Origin of the sequence: Rhizobium sp. WSM4643, assembly GCF_025152745.1 — a bacterium.
GTDB classification, from domain to species: domain Bacteria; phylum Pseudomonadota; class Alphaproteobacteria; order Rhizobiales; family Rhizobiaceae; genus Rhizobium; species Rhizobium leguminosarum_I.
This window is the reverse complement of sequence record NZ_CP104040.1, coordinates 4,256,435-4,273,777: the sequence shown is the minus strand read 5'-3', so window position 1 is coordinate 4,273,777 and position 17,343 is coordinate 4,256,435. Positions and strand designations below refer to the sequence as shown.

Here is a 17,343-nt window from a genome sequence, read left to right as displayed (position 1 = left end):
CGCGCCGGCGAAGGCGCGGGGCTGTGCAGGTCGCAATCTGGGCGCCGAAGCGACAGACGCCATAAATGCAAAGCCGCCCGATGCGCATCGGGCGGCTTTCAATCCTATCCGTTACCGGATCAGATCAGTTCCACTCGCGGATATCGACGAAGTGCCCGGCGATCGCGGCTGCGGCGGCCATTGCCGGCGAGACGAGGTGCGTGCGGCCCTTGAAGCCCTGGCGGCCTTCGAAGTTGCGGTTCGAGGTCGAAGCGCAGCGTTCGCCCGGCTTCAGGCGGTCGTCGTTCATCGCAAGGCACATGGAGCAACCCGGCTCGCGCCAGTCGAAACCAGCGGCCTTGAAGATCTTATCGAGGCCTTCGGCTTCCGCCTGTTCCTTGACGAGGCCGGAACCCGGCACAATCATCGCGTCGACAGTTGAGGCAACCGTCTTGCCTTCGACGACCTTGGCGACTTCGCGCAGATCCTCGATGCGGCCGTTGGTGCAGGAGCCGATGAAGACGCGGTCAAGGGTGATGTCGGTCATCTTCGTGCCCGGCTTCAGGCCCATATAGTCGAGCGCGCGCCACTTGGAGGTGCGCTTGGTTTCGTCCGGAATGTCGTCGGGGTTCGGAACGATCCCCTGGACGGAGATGACATCCTCGGGCGAGGAGCCCCAGGAAACGATCGGCGGCAGGCTGGCGGCATCGAGCACGACGATGCGGTCGTAATGAGCGCCCTCGTCGGTCTGTAGCGTCTTCCAATAGGCGATCGCCTGCTCCAGCGCCTCGCCCTTCGGCGCGCGCGGTTTGCCCTTGATATATTCGAAGGTCTTTTCGTCAGGGGCGATCAGGCCGGCGCGGGCGCCGCCTTCGATCGTCATGTTGCAGACGGTCATGCGGCCTTCCATCGACAGCGCGCGGATCGCTTCGCCGGCAAATTCGATGACGTGGCCGGTGCCGCCGGCCGTGCCGATTTCGCCGATGATGGCAAGGATGATGTCCTTGGCGGTGACGTGCGGCGGAAGCAGGCCGTCGACCCGCACCAGCATATTCTTCGCCTTCTTCTGGATCAGCGTCTGGGTCGCCAGCACATGCTCGACCTCGGAGGTGCCGATGCCGTGTGCCAGCGCGCCGAAGGCGCCGTGCGTCGACGTGTGGCTGTCGCCGCAGACGATGGTCATGCCGGGCAGGGTGAAGCCCTGTTCCGGGCCGACGATGTGGACGATGCCCTGGCGCTTGTCGCTTGCCGAATAATATTCAACGCCGAATTCGGCGGCATTGGTGGCCAGCGCTTCCACCTGAATGCGGCTTTCCTCGTTCTTGATGCCGAGATGGCGATCAGGCGAGGTCGGAACGTTATGGTCGACGACGGCGAGCGTCTTTTCCGGCGCGCGAACCTTGCGGCCGGTCATGCGCAGGCCTTCGAACGCCTGCGGCGAAGTGACTTCGTGGACCAGGTGGCGGTCGATGTAGAGAAGACAGGTGCCGTCCGGCTGTTCGTCGACCAGATGATCGTCCCAGATCTTGTCGTAGAGGGTACGCGGTGCGCTCATGGCGTTAAGTCCGTTTTTTGGAAGCTTTTGAAAATCGAGAAATGGCGGATCAGGCTCCGCCGGCTGTCATTCGATCAACGAAGTCGGCTGTTGAGCGCGCCGGAGACGCATGCAAAGAACCGTGCCGGCAGGCGATAATGATCCTGCAGCACGAAAATATGCGCACCAATACATCTGAACTTGGATTCCATGGCCTCCATATAGCGATTTTTAGCGGCGGCTTCAATTTGAATCATCAGCAGATGCTCTGCGGCCTCTCGGCAGCGCGGCGGGTATTGATCGCTTACCGCGACTTCATCCATTTCTCCGTCCGCCGCAGCGCCAGCGACAGGCCGATCGTCAAGATCAGATAGATATAGGTGACGATCGAATAGGTTTCGAAGAAGCGGAAGGAGCCGGCGGCATAGACCTTGCCCATCTGGGTGATGTCGGCAACGCCGAGCACGGAGACGAGCGAGCTGTCCTTCACCATCGAGACGAAATCGTTGGAGAGCGGCGGGAAGATCACCCGGATCGCTTGCGGGAAGACGACGGAACGAAAGCGCCGATAGCGTGAGAGACCGAGGGCCTTGGCCGCCTCGATCTGGCCGATATCGACCGACTGGAAACCGGCCCGGAAGATCTCGGCGATGAAGGAGGAATAGCCGATCGTCAGGGCGATGATCGCCCGCCACATCAGCGAGAGGTCGCGCACCAGAATGGGCTCGGCCATGCCTGATGTCACCAGCGGCGAAATCAGGAAATTATAGGCTGCGACCAGGGCCGGCGCGCCGACGAAGGCGACGTAGAACAAGAGCACGAGGATCGGAATGCCGCGGATGATCTCGATGTAGAATCGCGCAATCTGACGCAACACCTGGCTGTCGGCCATGCCGAGCAGGCAGATGCCGAGGCCGAGCACGGTGGCAAGCACGAAGGCGACCAGCGTGACGAAGACGGTGACGCCGACACCGTTGACGACGGTGCGGAAGACCTGGGCATAGATATCGTTGGCGACGATGACGGCGGCAAGGACGATGCCGATCGTGACGAGGGCGACCAGCCACCAGGGATAGTCGTCCTTGACGTGTCTGTCGGGCGATGGTCGCAACGCCATCAGCAGTTGCTCGGCGTCATTCGCCCATCTTGTAGTCGAGGAACCACTTCTTGTTCAGCCCATCCAACGTGCCGTCGGCCTTGAGTGCGGCGATGGCGGCATTGACCGGGGCGACAAGGTCGGACCCTTTCGGGAAGATGAAGCCGAAATCTTCGGTGCCGAGCGGTTCGCCGATCAGCTTGAGGGCGCCGTTCGAGGCGTCGACATAACCCTTGCCGGCGGTGCCGTCGGTCAGCACGACGTCGACGTCGCCGGCCTTCAGGGCCTGGACGGTGGCGCCGAAGGTTTCGAAGAGTTTGATGCGCGGGTTCTGCTCGTTGCCATCCAGCACTTCATAGACGGCGGTGTAGAAGGGCGTGGTGCCGGGCTGGGCGCCGACCAAGCCATCCTTGAATTCGCCGAAGGATTTGGCGTCGGTGAAGCGTTTCTCGTCGCCGCGCACCAGCATGAACTGCTGCGAGCGCATGTAGGGATCGGAGAAGTCCACCTTCTGCTTGCGGTCTTCCTTGATGGTGATGCCGGTCATGCCGATGTTGTACTGGCCGTCGGACACTGCCTGGATCATCGCATCCCAGCTGGTGTTCTGGTATTCGATCTTGAAATTCAGCCGCTTGGCGATCTCGTTCATTGCATCATATTCCCAGCCGATCGCCTTGCCGGATTTCGGATCGACGAATTGCAGCGGCGGATAGGCATTCTCGGTGACGACGACGACGCTCTTGCCGCCGAGATCAGGCAGCTCGGCGGCCGATGCGGCCAGGGGCAGAAGAGCAAGGGCGGCGAAGCTCGCAAGAACGGTACGACGAAACAACATTGAACGGTTCCCCAAAATTGAACGGCAAAAACTGTCACGGAAGATAGGCCTGAGGCAAGGCCGCCCACGGCGTGCCCCAGCAAAAAATAGAAAAGGCGACCCGAAGGCCGCCTTTCCAAGCAAAGAATTTTGCCTAGCGCAGGTCTTATTCTGCTGCCGGTTCCGCTGCAGCGGCGGCTGCTTCTGCGGCGGCCTTTTCAGCGGCGGCCTTGGCTTCCGCAGCTTCTGCTGCTGCCTTCTCGGCGGCGAGCGCCTGAGCTGCTGCCACCTTTTCAGCTTCGATACGTGCCTTTTCCTCGGCAATGGCGGCGCGCTCGGCATCGTTGAGCTTGCGGGCGCGGACGCCGGTGTCTTCAACGATACGGGCAGACTTGCCGCGACGGTCGCGCAGGTAATAGAGCTTGGCGCGACGGACCTTGCCGCGGCGAACGACGTCGACGCTTTCGATCATCGGCGAGTAGACCGGGAATACGCGCTCAACGCCTTCGCCGTAGGAGATCTTGCGGACCGTGAAGTTTTCTTGCAGGCCGCCGCCGGAGCGGGCGATGCAGACGCCTTCATAGGCCTGAACGCGGGTACGGGTGCCTTCCGTGACCTTCACGTTAACGCGGACGGTATCGCCCGGGGAAAATTCGGGAAGCGTGCGCTTGGCTTCGATCTTGGCGGCCTGTTCGGCCTCAAGCTGCTGAATGATGTTCATCGTCTTAACCTTTGGTTCTTCTGAAACAGCCAGAGCGCTCGACACTGATCCTTCGGAACTGGCCTCAGGACTTTGCCCATCAAGGGCGGGAGCGGATTCGCCATTCTTTGTTTGCTGGCAGACGGGGATAAACCCCATTTCCGCGTGCGCCAATACACCAAAGGCCAGGGCTTGTCATCCCTTGGGCGGCATTTTTGTGAAAAGGGCTGCGAAATCAGCCGTTTTTCTCGGTTTTGGCCTTTTCGAGAAGATCCGGGCGCCGTTCCCGGGTCAGGCGCACAGCTTCTTCATGCCGCCATTTTTCGATGGCGCCGTGATTGCCCGAGGTGAGGATCGCGGGGATTTCCCGGCCTTCCCACTCCTGCGGCCGGGTATAGTGCGGATGTTCCAGCAGTCCGCCTTCGAAGCTTTCGTGCAGGCCGGAAAGATCGTTGCCCATGACGCCGGGCAGGATGCGGATGATGGCATCGAGCACGATCAGCGCCGCCGGCTCGCCGCCGGACAGGACGTAGTCGCCGATCGAGACCTCTTCCAGTCCGCGCGCCTCGATCACCCGCTGGTCGACGCCCTCGAACCGGCCGCAGACGATGATGACGCCATCACCGGCGGCGAGCTCGCGCACACGCTCCTGCGTCAGCGGCCGGCCGCGCGGGCTCATCAGCAGCCGCGGGCGGGTATCGTTTTCCGAGGCACTGTCGATGGCGCGGGCGAGAACGTCTGGTTTCAGCACCATGCCGGCGCCGCCGCCGGCCGGGGTGTCGTCGACGGTGCGGTGTCTGTCGGTGGCAAAATCGCGGATCTGAACCGTGTCCAGCGACCATTGCCCGCGCTCCATCGCCTTGCCGGCGAGCGAGAAGCCCAGATGCCCCGGAAACATTTCCGGATAAAGTGTCAGCACGCTCGCCCGGAAAGCCATCACTTCTTCTTTTTCGGCTCGTCGGGGGTGAATTTCGAAAGCTCTTCGGGATCGTCGACCAGCCCCGCCGCCAGCGGATCGATCAGCAGCGTGCCGGCCTCGAGGTCGATCTCCAGCACCGAGGTTTCGGAGAAGGGGATCAGCACCGGGCGCTTGCCCGGACCTTTGAGTTCCAAGAGGTCGCCGGCGCCGAAATCGAAGACCCCGGTAACCGTGCCATAGCTGACACCCTTGTCGTCGCGTGCTTCGAGCCCCTCGAGATCGGCATAGTAGAACTCGTCGTCCTCCAGCTCCTCGTCCGGCAGGTTGTCCCGCTCGATATAAAGTTCTAGCCCGTTCAGAGCCTCGGCGGCATTGCGGTCGTTGACGCCGCGGAAACGGACGACGACGACATTCTTCATCTCGCGGATTTCGAGGACTTCGAAGCTGCGGCCGTCCATGCTGTGCAGATGGCCGTAATCGCCAAGCGCGCCGGGATCGGCCGTATAGGCCTTGGCGCGCACCTCGCCCCGGAGGCCTTGCGCGCCACCGATCGTCGCCATCAGAACGGGGTTTTCAAGCTTGGTCATGGGTTCCTTCATGTGAAGCCGAAAGACAGGTTTCTCATAAACGAAGTGCGGAGGATTGGAAACGAAAACGGGCGGCATGTCGCCATGCCGCCCGCTCGAAGGGAATGTCGCGATTATTCCGCGGCGTCTGCTGCAGCGGCGGCGGCGTCGGCGACCTTCTGAGCCTTTTCGGCGGCGCGTTCCTGGGCGCGCTTGCCGGGCTTTGCCTTGACCGGGTTGTTCTTGACCTCGCGCTTGGCAACGCCTGCTTCATCGAGGAAGCGCAGAACGCGGTCGGTCGGCTGAGCGCCGTGTTCGATCCAGTGCTTGATGCGCTCGGCGTTCAGCTGAACGCGCTTCTCATCGTCCTTGGCAAGCATCGGGTTCCAGGAACCGAGGTTTTCGAGGAAGCGGCCGTCACGCGGGCTGCGCGCATCGGCGAGAACGACGTGGTAATACGGGCGCTTCTTGGAACCACCGCGGGCGAGACGAATTTTCAGTGCCATGTTCTTTACTCCTTGGGCTTTTCTTGACCGCTTTCTCGAGCGGTACGGGTTATCGGGCTGCAGCGCTCTGTTCAGCGTGATCCGCAGCGATCTGCTCATGATGCCGGATGACTTCCTTGATGACGAAGTTCAGGAACTTCTCAGCGAAATCCGGGTCCAGATTGGCGGCTTTCGCCAGCTGGCGAAGGCGTTCGATCTGGTATTCCTCGCGCGCCGGGTCGGCCGGCGGCAAATTGTATTTGGCCTTCAGCACGCCGACCTCTTTGGTGCAGCGGAAGCGTTCGGCCAGCATGTGCACGAGAGCCGCATCGATATTGTCGATCGACTGACGATAGCTCGCGAGCTGGGCTTTGACGTCTGGATCAATCATGGGGCAAGCGATCCTTTCACTTCTTCTTCGGCAATCCGGGCAATCCCGGGAAACCACCGCCAAGGCCCGGCAGCTTGGCGCCGCCGAGGCCCGGCAAACCACCCGGCAGACCGCCGAGACCGGGCATACCCCCACCCGGCTTTCCAAGCCCCGCCGCTTCCGCCTGCTTCTGCAGGGCCTCGAGCTGCCGGGGGTCGATATTCGAGAGGTCGGGCATGCCGCCACCCATGCCGCCGCCGAGCCCCATCTTGCCGGCAAGGCCGCCCATCATCTGCTTCATCATGCCGCCTTTGCCCTTGCCGCCCATCATCTTCATCATGTCCGCCATCTGGCGGTGCATCTTCAGAAGCTTGTTGATGGCGGCGGCATCGGTGCCGGAACCGGCGGCGATGCGCTTCTTGCGCGAATGCTTGAGCAGGTCGGGATTGGTGCGCTCGGCCTTGGTCATCGACTGGATGATGGCGATCTGGCGGCCGAAAAGCTTGTCGTCGAGGCCGGCTGCGGCCATCTTGTCCTTCATGCCGGCCATGCCGGGCATCATGCCCATGATGCCGCCCATGCCGCCCATCTTCTGCATCTGGCGCAACTGGTCGGCAAGGTCGTCCAGATCGAACTTGCCCTTGGCCATCTTGGCGGCCATGGCGGCCGCCTTCTCGGCGTCGATGTTTTCGGCCGCGCGCTCGACGAGCGAGACGATGTCGCCCATGCCGAGGATGCGGTCCGCGATGCGGCGGGGATGGAATTCCTCCAGCTCGCTCATCTTCTCGCCGACGCCGATCAGCTTGATCGGCTTGCCGGTGACGGCGCGCATCGAAAGGGCGGCACCGCCGCGGCCGTCGCCGTCCATGCGGGTCAGCACCAGACCGGTGATGCCGACGCGTTCGTCGAAACTGCGGGCGAGGTTGACGGCGTCCTGGCCGGTGAGGCTGTCGGCGACCAGCAGGATTTCATGCGGGTTCGACCGCTTCTTGATGTCGGCCATCTCGACCATCAAGGGCTCGTCAATATGCGTGCGGCCGGCGGTATCGAGGATGACGACATCATGGCCGCCAAGCTTGGCCGCCTGCACGGCGCGGGCGGCGATATCCGTCGGCGACTGGCCCGATATGATGGGCAGCGTATCGATATTGGCCTGGGCGCCGAGCTGGCGAAGCTGCTCCTGGGCTGCCGGACGGCGCGTGTCGAGCGATGCCATCAGCACCTTCTTCTTCTCGCGCGTCGACAGGCGATGGGCGATCTTCGCCGACGTCGTCGTCTTGCCGGAACCCTGCAGGCCTACCATCATGACGACGACGGGGGCTGCCGCATGCAGGTCGATGCCGACTCCTTCGCCGCCCAGCATCTCGATCAGTTCGTCATGCACGATCTTGACCACCATCTGGCCGGGCTTGATCGACTTCAGAATCTCGGCGCCGACGGCCTTTTCACGCACGCGGTCGGTGAAGGAACGCACGACGTCGAGCGCGACGTCGGCCTCCAGCAACGCACGGCGAACCTCGCGCAGCGCTGCGGAAACATCGGCTTCCGAAAGCGCGCCACGGCCTGTCAGTCCATTCAGAATGGATCCAAGACGGTCCTGGAGGTTTTCAAACATCGGCTCTTCCTTGATACGTTTCGGGCGGGTTTGGATATGCCCGGAAACGTCGTGCTTTTCCTTGACGAAAACAAGACGCAAAGCCAAAAAGCACCCGAGGGCGCATCGCGCTGTCGGGTGTTGACCTCCGGGATCTCAGGTCCCGGTCGGCGGCTCGGAGTCATGCGGCTCGTCGCGGATTGGGCGCGATAAACAGGAAAGCCGGGCGAAAGTCAAGGCAATGCGGACAAATGACCGCATGACCGACTTCTTAGAAGCCGTGTGACGAGAGGCCGATGGCGCCTCATCCAACGGTTGCAGCAAAAGTACATACTCAAACAAAGTGATGTATTGGCTCGGGCAATCTGCCAGCGTTTCAGGTTTTGCCGATAAATATTGCCACTCCGGCGGCCGAATTCGTTGTCGACGCCAGTTGCAAATTAATCGGCTTATGATTCTACTTTATACTTGAGTGCGTCCTGTAAAATGATTCGTGAATATCCTTGATGCCGAATGAATCGGCGGAGATATCGAATGCTAAATGCTGATATTGAGAGCTGGGCGCTGGCGCGGGCCCATCATATTGTCCTGAACGAAGGCCTGAATCTGGCGAAGGCGGCACAGGATCTGGATCGCAAGCGGTCCCGCTCGCTGGTCTACGAGCTGAGAAAGGTCATCACCGCAGCTATTGTCGAAGCCCATGCTGCGTCTTTCGATCCTGAGGGTGCACAGCGGTAAAAGCCAAACTGCATCGAAAGGGTCGGCAGGCTGCAGCGCCTGCCCGGCACTCACCACTGGTAATTCCTTCGCATTTCCGCCATATAGACCGGAAAGACGGACGGAATGATACCCATGAGCGCAACGGTCGAATTCGCGAGGATGAACGGGCTTGGCAACAAGATCCTGGTCGTTGACATGCGCGGCCGGCCGGACAAAGTCACGGCGGCGGCGGCGGTCGCGCTCAATGCCGATCCGCAGACTGAGTTCGATCAGATCATGGCGATCCATGATCCGAAGGCCGAAGGCACCGATGCCTTCATCGATATCCTGAATTCCGACGGCTCGAAGGCGCAGGCCTGCGGCAACGGCACGCGCTGCGTGGTGCAGGCGCTTGCCGCCGAGACCGGCAGGAAGGTCTTTACCTTCCAGACGGTCGCCGGCATCCTCAATGCCGTCGAGCACGAGGACGGGACGATCTCGGTCGATATGGGCCGGCCGGTGTTCGATTGGGACAGGATCCCGCTGGCGGAAGAATTCCATGATACCAGCCGCATCGAGCTGCAGATCGGCCCGATCGACAAGCCGGTGCTGCATTCGCCCTCAGTGATGTCGATGGGCAATCCGCATGCGATCTTCTGGGTGGACAGGGACGTGATGTCCTATGATCTCGCCCGCTTCGGGCCGTTGCTCGAAAACCATCCGATGTTTCCCGAGCGCGCCAATATCACGCTGGCGCAAGTGACGTCGCCGACATCGGTGACGACGCGCACCTGGGAGCGCGGCGCGGGACTGACGCTTGCCTGCGGTTCGGCTGCCTGTTCTGCTGCGGTCAGTGCTGCGCGCACCGGCCGCACCGGCCGCAAGGTGACGATCAATGTGGCAAGCGCCAAGCCGCCGGCCACGCTTTCGATCGAATGGCGCGAGCGCGACGATCACGTCATCATGACCGGCCCGGCCGAATGGGAATGGTCCGGCAGGGTCGATCCGTCGACCGGTCTCTGGTCGCGCGATGATACCCGAGAGGCCGAGGCGCAGTGAGCGGCATCGAGGTCATTACCTTCGGCTGCCGCCTCAACACATATGAATCCGAAGTGATGAAGGCGCAGGCTGAGAAGGCCGGGCTCAACAACGCCATACTGGTCAACACCTGTGCCGTGACCGGCGAGGCCGTGCGCCAAGCCCGCCAGGCGATCCGCCGGGCACGGCGCGACAATCCGCATGCCCGCATCATCGTCACCGGCTGCGCCGCGCAGACGGAAAAGCAGACCTTCGCCGCGATGGCGGAGGTCGATGCCGTGCTCGGCAACGAGGAGAAGCTGACGAGCGCCTCCTATCGCAGCCTGCCGGATTTCGGCGTTTCTGCTGAAGAGAAGCTCCGCGTCAACGACATCATGAGCGTCAAGGCGACGGCGCCGCAGATGGTGAGGCATATCGACGGCCATGTGCGTGCTTTCATCCAGGTGCAGAATGGCTGCGACCATCGCTGCACTTTCTGCATCATTCCCTATGGCCGCGGCAATTCCCGCTCCGTGCCGATGGGAGCCGTCGTCGATCAGGCCCGCAAGCTCGTCGACGGCGGCTATCGCGAAATCGTGCTGACCGGCGTCGATGCCACCAGCTATGGCGGCGATCTGCCGGGCGCCCCGACGCTCGGGCTTTTGGCGAAGACGCTGCTGAAGCAGATCCCCGATATCCGTCGGCTCAGGCTTTCCTCGATCGACAGCATCGAGGCCGATGCCCACCTGATGGATCTGATTGCCGACGAGCCACGTTTCATGCCGCATCTGCATCTTTCGCTGCAACATGGCGACGACATGATCCTGAAGCGCATGAAGCGCCGGCATTTGCGCGCCGATGCGCTGCGTTTCATCGAGGATGCGCGCCGCCTGCGCCCCGAGATGAGCTTCGGCGCCGATATGATTGCCGGCTTTCCCACCGAAACCGAAGAGATGTTCGAGAATGCCATCCGGCTGGCCGAAGAGGCTGGCATCGCTCATCTGCATGTCTTCCCCTACAGTCCGCGTCCCGGCACACCGGCCGCCCGCATGCCGCAACTCGACCGGTCGCTGGTCAAGGATCGCGCCGCAAGGCTGCGCGCCGCTGGACATATGCTGCATCAATCCCATCTCGATGGGATGATCGGAACCCGGCAATGGCTGCTTGTTGAAAACAACGGCCTGGCGCATACGGAGAACTTCACGCTGGTCGCGGCCCCCGGCCTTCGTCCCGGCGAACTTGTGCCGGTCACGATCACCGGCCACAATGGCAAACATCTCGACATGCAATTGACGGCCGCAGCAGCGGCCTGACTTTCACGGAATCCCCATGGCGCTCAGTTTCATCAAAAAGGTCTTCACCTTCGGCAAGCCGGCTGAAGAACCCGTGCCTGCGGCCGTGGAAAGGGAGCTGGAGCCGCGTTCGCGCGACGAAGATCTGCCGGTTGCTGACGATCCGGTGCTGGCCGAGGAAATGGATACGGCCGGCGGGCCGGCTGCCGATATTGACGAGGGCGGGGTAGAGGCGCCGGTTGCTGACGACGATGTCGAATCCGCAATCCTGCCCGCCGCCGACCAGCTGAACGATATGAGTGTCGTGCCGTTATCGCTGTTGGAAGCGGAAGCTGCGGCGGAAGCGGAGACGGAAGCCCATCCGATTGCTGCGGACGTTGCGGAAGCACCCCCCTCTGTCCCTTCGGGACATCTCCCCCACAAGGGGGGAGATCATTCGGAGACTGGCGCGCCGGCTTTCGTCGAAGAGGCCGCGGAAGCCGCAGAAGCGCTTTCAGAGATTTCGCCTGAGATCGATGTGGAACAAGAGATCGCCGTCCAGCCGATCTCCCCCCTTGTGGGGGAGATGCCCGGCAGGGCAGAGAGGGGTATCGCACCCACCGAACCTTCCGAGATCGCCGCTGAACAGCCGAAGCTTGAATCGCCCATCCTCCCCAGAGGCTTTGCCACCGGCCCGAAGGCCGTCGAGCCGGAGCCGGTTATCCTGCAGCCAAAACTCAGCTGGTTCCAGCGCCTGCGCAACGGTCTTGCACGCACCTCTTCGCAACTGACCGGCCAGATCACCGCGCTCTTCACCAAGCGCAAGCTCGATGACGAGACGCTGCAGGATCTCGAGGACCTGCTGATCCAGGCCGATCTCGGTGTCGAGACCGCCATGCGCGTCACCGACACGCTTGCCTCCGAACGTTATGGCAAGGATGTCACCGGCGAGGATGTCAGCCGGATCATGGCGTCCGAAATCGCCAAGGTCCTGAAGCCGGTCGCCAAGCCGCTGCAGCTCGACCTCTCGCACAAGCCGCATGTCATCCTCGTCGTCGGCGTCAACGGCACCGGCAAGACGACCACGATCGGCAAGCTTGCGGCAAAACTTTCCGGCGCCGGGCTGAAGGTGATGCTGGCTGCCGGTGACACGTTCCGTGCGGCGGCGATCGAGCAGCTGAAAATCTGGGCCGATCGGACAAAATCCGAATTCATCGGCACCAAGCTCGGCGCCGATGCCGCCGGCCTTGCCTATGACGCTTTCGAACAGGCAAAGGCGAAAAAATGCGACGTGCTGATCGTCGATACCGCCGGCCGCCTGCAGAACAAGGCAGAGCTGATGGCCGAGCTTGAGAAGATCGTGCGGGTGCTCGGCAAGCTCGATCCCGATGCGCCGCATACCGTGCTGCAGACCCTCGATGCCACGACCGGGCAGAACGCGCTCAGCCAGGTCGAGATCTTCCGCAACGTCGCCGGCGTCAACGGGCTGATCATGACCAAGCTCGACGGCACGGCGCGCGGCGGCATTCTCGTCGCCATCTCCGCCAAGCACAAGCTGCCGGTCTATTTCATCGGCGTCGGCGAGGGCGTCGAGGATCTGGAGCCGTTCGAGGCCGAGGATTTTGCCCATGCCATTGCCGGACTTGGGCAATGATGCCACAGATATGCCGCCGAAAGCCTGCAGGGCACGGCCGGAAGCAGTTTCCAGGAAAACAGGTTTGAAGAACGCATGAGCACCGAAAGCGATATCACCCCGTCTGCTGCCGACCGGCATCACCCGCTGCTGAAACTGGCGCTGGAACTCGGACCGCTGCTGATCTTCTTCTTCGCCAATCTGCGCGGCCAGTGGCTGGTGGAGACGTTTCCTGCTCTTTCCGAATTGGGCGGGCCGCTGTTCGTCGCGACCGGGCTCTTCATGGCGGCGACGATCATCTCGCTGATCGTTTCGAAGATCGTGCTCGGCCATCTGCCGATCATGCCTTTTGTATCCGGCATCGTCGTCGTCATCTTCGGCTCGCTGTCGATCTGGCTGCAGAACGAGACCTTCATCAAGATGAAGCCGACCATCGTCAATGCGCTCTTTGGAGTGGCGCTGCTCGGCGGGCTGGCCTTCGGCAAGTCGCTGCTCGGCTATGTCTTCAACGCCGCGTTCCAGCTCGATGCCGAGGGCTGGCGCAAGCTCACCATCCGCTGGGGCATCTTCTTTCTCTTCCTTGCCGTGCTGAACGAAGTCGTCTGGCGCAATTTTTCCGATGGTACCTGGGTCGCCTTCAAGGTCTGGGGCACGATGCCGATCACCATCATTTTCACGCTGGCGCAGATGCCGCTGGTGCTGAAGCATAGCGTCAACCTGGAAACGGACGGCGAGAAGTGAGCGCTGTCGATGCAGAGTCTCGCGTAAGACACCAGAGCTTCTGGTTTGTCGCCTGCCTTGCGGTCCTGATCATCCAGATCGTCGCCGAATATATGATGGGCCGCGTGCCGATCTGCGCCTGCGGCACTGTCAAGCTGTGGGAGGGCGGGGTCAATACCAGCGGCAATTCGCAGCATCTATCGGATTGGTACACGCCGTCGCACATCATCCACGGCTTCCTGTTCTACGGGCTCGCGCATCTCATCCTGCGCGGCAAGCCGTTGGCGGCAAGGCTGCTGCTGGCGCTCGTCATCGAATCCGGCTGGGAGTTGCTCGAGAATTCACCTCTCATCATCGACCGCTACCGCACGGCGACGATCGCGCTCGATTATTACGGCGACAGCATTCTGAATTCGGCGATGGACACCGTCTTCATGTGCGTCGGCTTCTTCTTTGCGCGTCGTGCGCCGGTGGTGCTGACGGTGGCGATCGCCATCTTCTTCGAGATTTTCACCGGCTATATCATCCGCGACAACCTGACGCTGAATGTGGTGATGCTGATCTGGCCTGTGGAGGCCATCAAGGTCTGGCAGGGCGGGCTCTAGGGCCTCTTTTGTGGATCACTCACTCAGGGCCGGCTTGCCCAGCGCCTTTTCCATTGCCGGAAACAGGCCCTCCTTCAGGCTGATATCGTCGAAGGGACCGACGCGCTTGTAGAGGATCGTGCCGTCAGGCCCGACCAGATAGCTTTCCGGAATGCCGTAGACACCCCAGTCGATCGCTGCCTTGCCGTTCGGATCGATGCCGATCGCCTGGTAGGGGTTGCCGAGCTCGCCGAGGAAACGCAGGGCGTTGTCGCTCTGGTCCTTGTAGTTGATGGCGACGATGTTCAGCCGGCCGTCTTTTGCCAGTTCTTTCAATATCGGATGTTCTTCCCGGCAGGGGAGGCACCATGAGGCGAAGACGTTGACGAGGGTCAGCTTGCCCTTGATTGCCGCATCGGTCAGCGCCGGCAGGTTTGCGCCGTCGAGCGGCGGCAGGTTCAGCGCCGGCGCCTTGGTGCCGATCAGGGCGGAGGGAATTTCGGCGATGTTTTTGCCATGGAAATCCTGGTCGTAGAGCATCTTTGCGGCCGTGGCCGCAATGCCGCCGAAGACGACGAGTGGCAGCAGCGCCAATGCGTAACGGCTCAGCCCGCGCGGCTTGGCGACGGTGTTTTCCGGCGTGTCGTTCATTCGCCATCCCCCACACCGACCTTGGGGCGCGCCGAACGGCGGCGGATGCCGGCAGCCTCAAGGGCTGCAAGTTCCCTGCGGCGGGCGCGGCCGTCGGCCCAGGTCCAGACCGTGACGACGATCGTTACCAGGGCTGCAAAGCCATAGGAAGCGTAGACGTAGAAGGCATGCGTCACGGCTATTCCTCCCGGCTCGCCATGCGGGCGGCAAGACGGCGCTGGGCGGCAATGCGGCGGCGCCAGATCTCGTTCCTCATCGCCATGATGTGCAGGGTGAAGAAAAGCAGGGTGAAGGCGATCGCCATGACAAAGAGCGGCCGCAGAAATTCCGGATCGATCGCCGGCCCATCGAGGCGCAGCACGCTTGCCGATTGGTGCAGCGTGTTCCACCACTCGACCGAGAATTTGATGATCGGAATATTGACGAAGCCGACGAGGATGAGCACGGCGCTGACGCGCGCGGCCTTCGACGGATCGTCGATGGCACGGCCGAGCGCAATCAGCCCGAGATACATCAGGAAGAGAACGAAGACAGAGGTCAGCCGCGCATCCCAGACCCACCAGGTACCCCACATCGGCTTGCCCCAGAGCGAACCGGTGACGAGTGCAAGCAGGGTGAAGGCGGCGCCGAGCGGGGCTGCGGCCTTGGCGGAGACATCGGCCAGCGGATGGCGCCAGACCAGAGTGCCGATCGCCGAGGCGCTCATGATCGTATAGCACATCATCGAAAGCCAGGCCGAGGGCACATGCACATACATGATGCGCACGGTCTCGCCCTGCTGGTAATCGCCTTCGGTGGCGAAGCTCAGATAGAGGCCGGCCGCGAAACAGAGGGCGGTGATGCCGGCGAGCCACGGAATGGCGCGCGCCGCCAGCGCCAGAAACCGCGTCGGGTTGGCGAGATCGCTGAATTTGCTGATGGCAAGGCTCGTTTCGCTCATGACCGTTTCCTTACCTTGATCCGGCTTTTCCCGCAATCGAATGGCCCATCAATCCGCTGTGTTTCGCAGCGCCAGAGCGGCTGCTGCCGGGCCGATGACGGCGAAGAAGAGTGTCAGCGCAAGGAGGATCAGCAAGGGCGGCAGGAAGGGGGCGGGATCCTCGACTGCGGCATAGGTGGCGCTGACGCCGAAGATCAGCACCGGGATGGTCAGCGGCAGCACGAGGATCGAGACCAGCAGGCCGCCGCGGGGCAGCGCCACGGCAACGGCAGCACCCACGGCGCCGATGAAGGTGATGGCAGGCGAGCCGACCAGCAGCGTCAGCATGGTGGCAGCAATCGCCGTCTCGTCCATGTTCATGAAGAGGCCGAGCAGCGGCGAGGCGATGACCAGCGGCAGGCTGGTGGCCGTCCAATGGGCGAAGCATTTGACCAGCACGGTGAGGACGAGCGGCGTTTCCTGCATCAGCATCAAGTCGAGCGATCCGTCGTCGCGCTCGGCCTGGAACAGGCGGTCGAGGCCGAGAAGGGCGGCAAGCAGGGCGCCGATCCAGACGATGGCGGGGCCGATGCGCGACAGCAGCTTGAGATCGGGGCCGACGCCGAAGGGAATGACGGCGACGATGGTCAGGAAGAACAGCACGCCGATCAACGCACCGCCGCCGGCGCGGATGGAAAGTTTCAGGTCGCGGAGGAAGAGGGCGGTCATGCGGCGCACTCGTTGCGGGGATGTGAGGAAGACCCCTCCCCAACCCCTCCCCACAAGGGGGAGGGGTTAAGCTGTGGTCCGCGCCGGTGGCCGAAAGCAAAGGTTTCGCCGGCTGTTACGGTTCTGCCGACTGCTACGATGAGGTTTGTGCGAGACAGCGCGGCACCGTAGCCCCTCCCCCTTGTGGGGAGGGGTTGGGGAGGGGTCTTGACGTCATGCGCTGACAAGCTCAACCCCATACCCCATGATCCACCCCGGCAAAGCCCGTCATCTTCAATATCTGCTCATTCTCCAACCCCAGCGGCTGATGTGTCGCCGCCAGCACGATGCCGCCCCTTGTCTGATGCGCTTCAATCAAATCGGTAAGCAGCCGGTCGGCGCTGGCATCGAGTGCCGCGGTCGGCTCGTCGAGGATCCAGACTGGGCGGTGGGCAACGAGCAGCTTGGCGAAGGCTATCCGGCGCTGCTGGCCGGCGGAGAGATAACCGAAGGGAAGATGGGTGATGCCGGCAAGACCGACGGCGTCAGTGGCGTCCTCGGTGGAAAGGGCGGCGGCGGAGCCTGTATTGCCGAGAAAGGCGCGCCAGAAATCGAGGTTTTCTGCAACCGTAAGTTCACTCTTCATCGCATTTCGATGGCCGAGGTAGTGGCTGACCTCGCCGGGATGCCGGCCTCCCGGGCTCTCTTCGTCGCAGAAGATGACAGTGCCTTTTTCCGGCCTGAGGAGGCCCGCGACGACGCGCAGCAAAGTGGACTTTCCCGATCCGTTTCTTCCCGTGAGGACAAGCGCCTCGCCGGCTGCCAAGTGAAAGGAAATGTTAACGAAAATGAGATCTTCACCGCGCCTTGCAGCCAGATTGTCGGCAGTGAGATGCATGCGGCGGCTCTTTCCTGGTTTCGGCCTGCGGCGGTCAAAAAATGTCCGATTTTGACCGTGCTCGGGTATGGCAAGTTTTTAGGAAATTATCTATAAGACCTGCAACCACGCCAGCGGTCGGCGTGAATTTCATCCTTGCGCCGAACTTGGAGCGTCTGTTCCACGTGCGGACAGCGGAAATGGCCG

21 protein-coding genes are annotated in these 17,343 nt (G+C 62.2%); 6 read left to right on the top strand and 15 right to left on the bottom strand.

Going from position 1 to position 17,343, the window contains the following annotated elements; translation table 11 throughout:
• Window positions 1–124 precede the first annotated feature (124 nt).
• The 10 genes from leuC to ffh all read right to left on the bottom strand — a co-directional run bounded on the left by leuC (window position 125) and on the right by ffh (window position 8,078).
• On the bottom strand, window positions 125–1,534 hold the full coding sequence (leuC, locus tag N1937_RS21115) for a 3-isopropylmalate dehydratase large subunit (RefSeq protein WP_260056904.1): 1,410 nt from the start codon (window positions 1,532–1,534) through the stop codon (window positions 125–127).
• Between the two features lie 74 nt (window positions 1,535–1,608).
• Entirely contained in the window at window positions 1,609–1,836 is a 228-nt protein-coding gene (locus tag N1937_RS21110; RefSeq protein WP_260059097.1) for a hypothetical protein, read from the bottom strand.
• Window positions 1,818–2,630 carry an amino acid ABC transporter permease gene (locus N1937_RS21105; RefSeq protein WP_260056903.1) on the bottom strand — a complete coding sequence of 271 codons (813 nt, stop codon included), beginning with the start codon at window positions 2,628–2,630 and terminating at the stop codon, window positions 1,818–1,820. The genes N1937_RS21110 and N1937_RS21105 overlap by 19 nt, the downstream gene beginning before the upstream one ends.
• Before the next feature lie 16 nt (window positions 2,631–2,646).
• Entirely contained in the window at window positions 2,647–3,444 is a 798-nt protein-coding gene (locus tag N1937_RS21100; protein WP_260056902.1) for a transporter substrate-binding domain-containing protein, read from the bottom strand.
• A 145-nt stretch (window positions 3,445–3,589) separates the two neighbouring features.
• Complete coding sequence (gene rplS / locus N1937_RS21095) at window positions 3,590–4,144, bottom strand: 50S ribosomal protein L19 (RefSeq protein WP_003582945.1); 555 nt, start codon at window positions 4,142–4,144, stop codon at window positions 3,590–3,592.
• A 214-nt stretch (window positions 4,145–4,358) separates the two neighbouring features.
• Entirely contained in the window at window positions 4,359–5,060 is a 702-nt protein-coding gene (trmD, locus tag N1937_RS21090) for a tRNA (guanosine(37)-N1)-methyltransferase TrmD (protein WP_017966178.1), read from the bottom strand.
• Window positions 5,060–5,629, bottom strand: a complete 570-nt coding sequence (gene rimM, locus N1937_RS21085; RefSeq protein ID WP_260056901.1) for a ribosome maturation factor RimM — start codon at window positions 5,627–5,629, stop codon at window positions 5,060–5,062. The genes trmD and rimM overlap by 1 nt, the downstream gene beginning before the upstream one ends.
• Window positions 5,630–5,742: 113 nt before the next feature.
• A complete protein-coding gene (gene rpsP / locus N1937_RS21080; RefSeq protein WP_003543667.1) occupies window positions 5,743–6,114 on the bottom strand; it encodes a 30S ribosomal protein S16 in 372 nt (123 codons plus the stop codon).
• A 49-nt stretch (window positions 6,115–6,163) separates the two neighbouring features.
• A complete protein-coding gene (locus N1937_RS21075; protein WP_011427149.1) occupies window positions 6,164–6,484 on the bottom strand; it encodes a chorismate mutase in 321 nt (106 codons plus the stop codon).
• A gap of 16 nt (window positions 6,485–6,500) precedes the next feature.
• The gene (gene ffh, locus N1937_RS21070) at window positions 6,501–8,078 is read right to left on the bottom strand and encodes a signal recognition particle protein (protein ID WP_222292793.1); all 1,578 of its coding nucleotides are present in this window, start codon (window positions 8,076–8,078) and stop codon (window positions 6,501–6,503) included.
• Between the two features lie 492 nt (window positions 8,079–8,570).
• On the opposite strand from ffh, the gene N1937_RS21065 reads away from it, so the two are divergent.
• From N1937_RS21065 to N1937_RS21040, 6 genes are all read left to right on the top strand, one after another.
• Window positions 8,571–8,795: a hypothetical protein gene (locus N1937_RS21065; RefSeq protein WP_170257161.1), complete on the top strand. Its 225-nt coding sequence runs from the start codon at window positions 8,571–8,573 to the stop codon at window positions 8,793–8,795.
• A gap of 114 nt (window positions 8,796–8,909) precedes the next feature.
• Complete coding sequence (gene dapF / locus N1937_RS21060; protein WP_260056900.1) at window positions 8,910–9,815, top strand: diaminopimelate epimerase; 906 nt, start codon at window positions 8,910–8,912, stop codon at window positions 9,813–9,815.
• Complete coding sequence (gene mtaB, locus N1937_RS21055) at window positions 9,812–11,086, top strand: tRNA (N(6)-L-threonylcarbamoyladenosine(37)-C(2))-methylthiotransferase MtaB (RefSeq protein WP_260056899.1); 1,275 nt, start codon at window positions 9,812–9,814, stop codon at window positions 11,084–11,086. Before dapF ends, mtaB begins: the two co-directional genes overlap by 4 nt.
• Before the next feature lie 16 nt (window positions 11,087–11,102).
• Window positions 11,103–12,698: a signal recognition particle-docking protein FtsY gene (gene ftsY, locus N1937_RS21050; RefSeq protein WP_260056898.1), complete on the top strand. Its 1,596-nt coding sequence runs from the start codon at window positions 11,103–11,105 to the stop codon at window positions 12,696–12,698.
• Window positions 12,699–12,773: 75 nt separating this feature from the next.
• Complete coding sequence (locus tag N1937_RS21045) at window positions 12,774–13,418, top strand: septation protein A (protein ID WP_017966185.1); 645 nt, start codon at window positions 12,774–12,776, stop codon at window positions 13,416–13,418.
• Window positions 13,415–14,002, top strand: a complete 588-nt coding sequence (locus N1937_RS21040; protein WP_222301046.1) for a DUF2585 domain-containing protein — start codon at window positions 13,415–13,417, stop codon at window positions 14,000–14,002. Before N1937_RS21045 ends, N1937_RS21040 begins: the two co-directional genes overlap by 4 nt.
• Before the next feature lie 15 nt (window positions 14,003–14,017).
• Here the strand turns inward: N1937_RS21040 and N1937_RS21035 are convergent, their stop codons facing one another.
• The 5 genes from N1937_RS21035 to ccmA form a co-directional block, all read right to left on the bottom strand.
• Window positions 14,018–14,632: a DsbE family thiol:disulfide interchange protein gene (locus tag N1937_RS21035; protein WP_260056897.1), complete on the bottom strand. Its 615-nt coding sequence runs from the start codon at window positions 14,630–14,632 to the stop codon at window positions 14,018–14,020.
• On the bottom strand, window positions 14,629–14,808 hold the full coding sequence (ccmD, locus tag N1937_RS21030) for a heme exporter protein CcmD (RefSeq protein ID WP_260056896.1): 180 nt from the start codon (window positions 14,806–14,808) through the stop codon (window positions 14,629–14,631). Before ccmD ends, N1937_RS21035 begins: the two co-directional genes overlap by 4 nt.
• Before the next feature lie 2 nt (window positions 14,809–14,810).
• Complete coding sequence (locus tag N1937_RS21025) at window positions 14,811–15,572, bottom strand: heme ABC transporter permease (RefSeq protein ID WP_260056895.1); 762 nt, start codon at window positions 15,570–15,572, stop codon at window positions 14,811–14,813.
• Window positions 15,573–15,620: 48 nt separating this feature from the next.
• Window positions 15,621–16,280, bottom strand: coding sequence for a heme exporter protein CcmB (ccmB, locus tag N1937_RS21020; protein ID WP_260056894.1), 660 nt, complete (start codon window positions 16,278–16,280; stop codon window positions 15,621–15,623).
• 229 nt (window positions 16,281–16,509) lie between these two features.
• On the bottom strand, window positions 16,510–17,157 hold the full coding sequence (gene ccmA, locus N1937_RS21015) for a heme ABC exporter ATP-binding protein CcmA (protein ID WP_260056893.1): 648 nt from the start codon (window positions 17,155–17,157) through the stop codon (window positions 16,510–16,512).
• Window positions 17,158–17,343 lie beyond the last annotated feature (186 nt).

Coding starts and splice junctions, on each gene's coding strand:
- leuC (WP_260056904.1), bottom strand. CDS start 1,534: ATGAGCGCACCGCGTACCCTCTACGACAAGATCTGGGACGATCATCTG.
- N1937_RS21110 (WP_260059097.1), bottom strand. CDS start 1,836: ATGGATGAAGTCGCGGTAAGCGATCAATACCCGCCGCGCTGCCGAGAG.
- N1937_RS21105 (WP_260056903.1), bottom strand. CDS start 2,630: ATGGCGTTGCGACCATCGCCCGACAGACACGTCAAGGACGACTATCCC.
- N1937_RS21100 (WP_260056902.1), bottom strand. CDS start 3,444: ATGTTGTTTCGTCGTACCGTTCTTGCGAGCTTCGCCGCCCTTGCTCTT.
- rplS (WP_003582945.1), bottom strand. CDS start 4,144: ATGAACATCATTCAGCAGCTTGAGGCCGAACAGGCCGCCAAGATCGAA.
- trmD (WP_017966178.1), bottom strand. CDS start 5,060: ATGGCTTTCCGGGCGAGCGTGCTGACACTTTATCCGGAAATGTTTCCG.
- rimM (WP_260056901.1), bottom strand. CDS start 5,629: ATGACCAAGCTTGAAAACCCCGTTCTGATGGCGACGATCGGTGGCGCG.
- rpsP (WP_003543667.1), bottom strand. CDS start 6,114: ATGGCACTGAAAATTCGTCTCGCCCGCGGTGGTTCCAAGAAGCGCCCG.
- N1937_RS21075 (WP_011427149.1), bottom strand. CDS start 6,484: ATGATTGATCCAGACGTCAAAGCCCAGCTCGCGAGCTATCGTCAGTCG.
- ffh (WP_222292793.1), bottom strand. CDS start 8,078: ATGTTTGAAAACCTCCAGGACCGTCTTGGATCCATTCTGAATGGACTG.
- N1937_RS21065 (WP_170257161.1), top strand. CDS start 8,571: ATGAATCGGCGGAGATATCGAATGCTAAATGCTGATATTGAGAGCTGG.
- dapF (WP_260056900.1), top strand. CDS start 8,910: ATGAGCGCAACGGTCGAATTCGCGAGGATGAACGGGCTTGGCAACAAG.
- ftsY (WP_260056898.1), top strand. CDS start 11,103: ATGGCGCTCAGTTTCATCAAAAAGGTCTTCACCTTCGGCAAGCCGGCT.
- N1937_RS21045 (WP_017966185.1), top strand. CDS start 12,774: ATGAGCACCGAAAGCGATATCACCCCGTCTGCTGCCGACCGGCATCAC.
- N1937_RS21035 (WP_260056897.1), bottom strand. CDS start 14,632: ATGAACGACACGCCGGAAAACACCGTCGCCAAGCCGCGCGGGCTGAGC.
- N1937_RS21025 (WP_260056895.1), bottom strand. CDS start 15,572: ATGAGCGAAACGAGCCTTGCCATCAGCAAATTCAGCGATCTCGCCAAC.
- ccmB (WP_260056894.1), bottom strand. CDS start 16,280: ATGACCGCCCTCTTCCTCCGCGACCTGAAACTTTCCATCCGCGCCGGC.
- ccmA (WP_260056893.1), bottom strand. CDS start 17,157: ATGCATCTCACTGCCGACAATCTGGCTGCAAGGCGCGGTGAAGATCTC.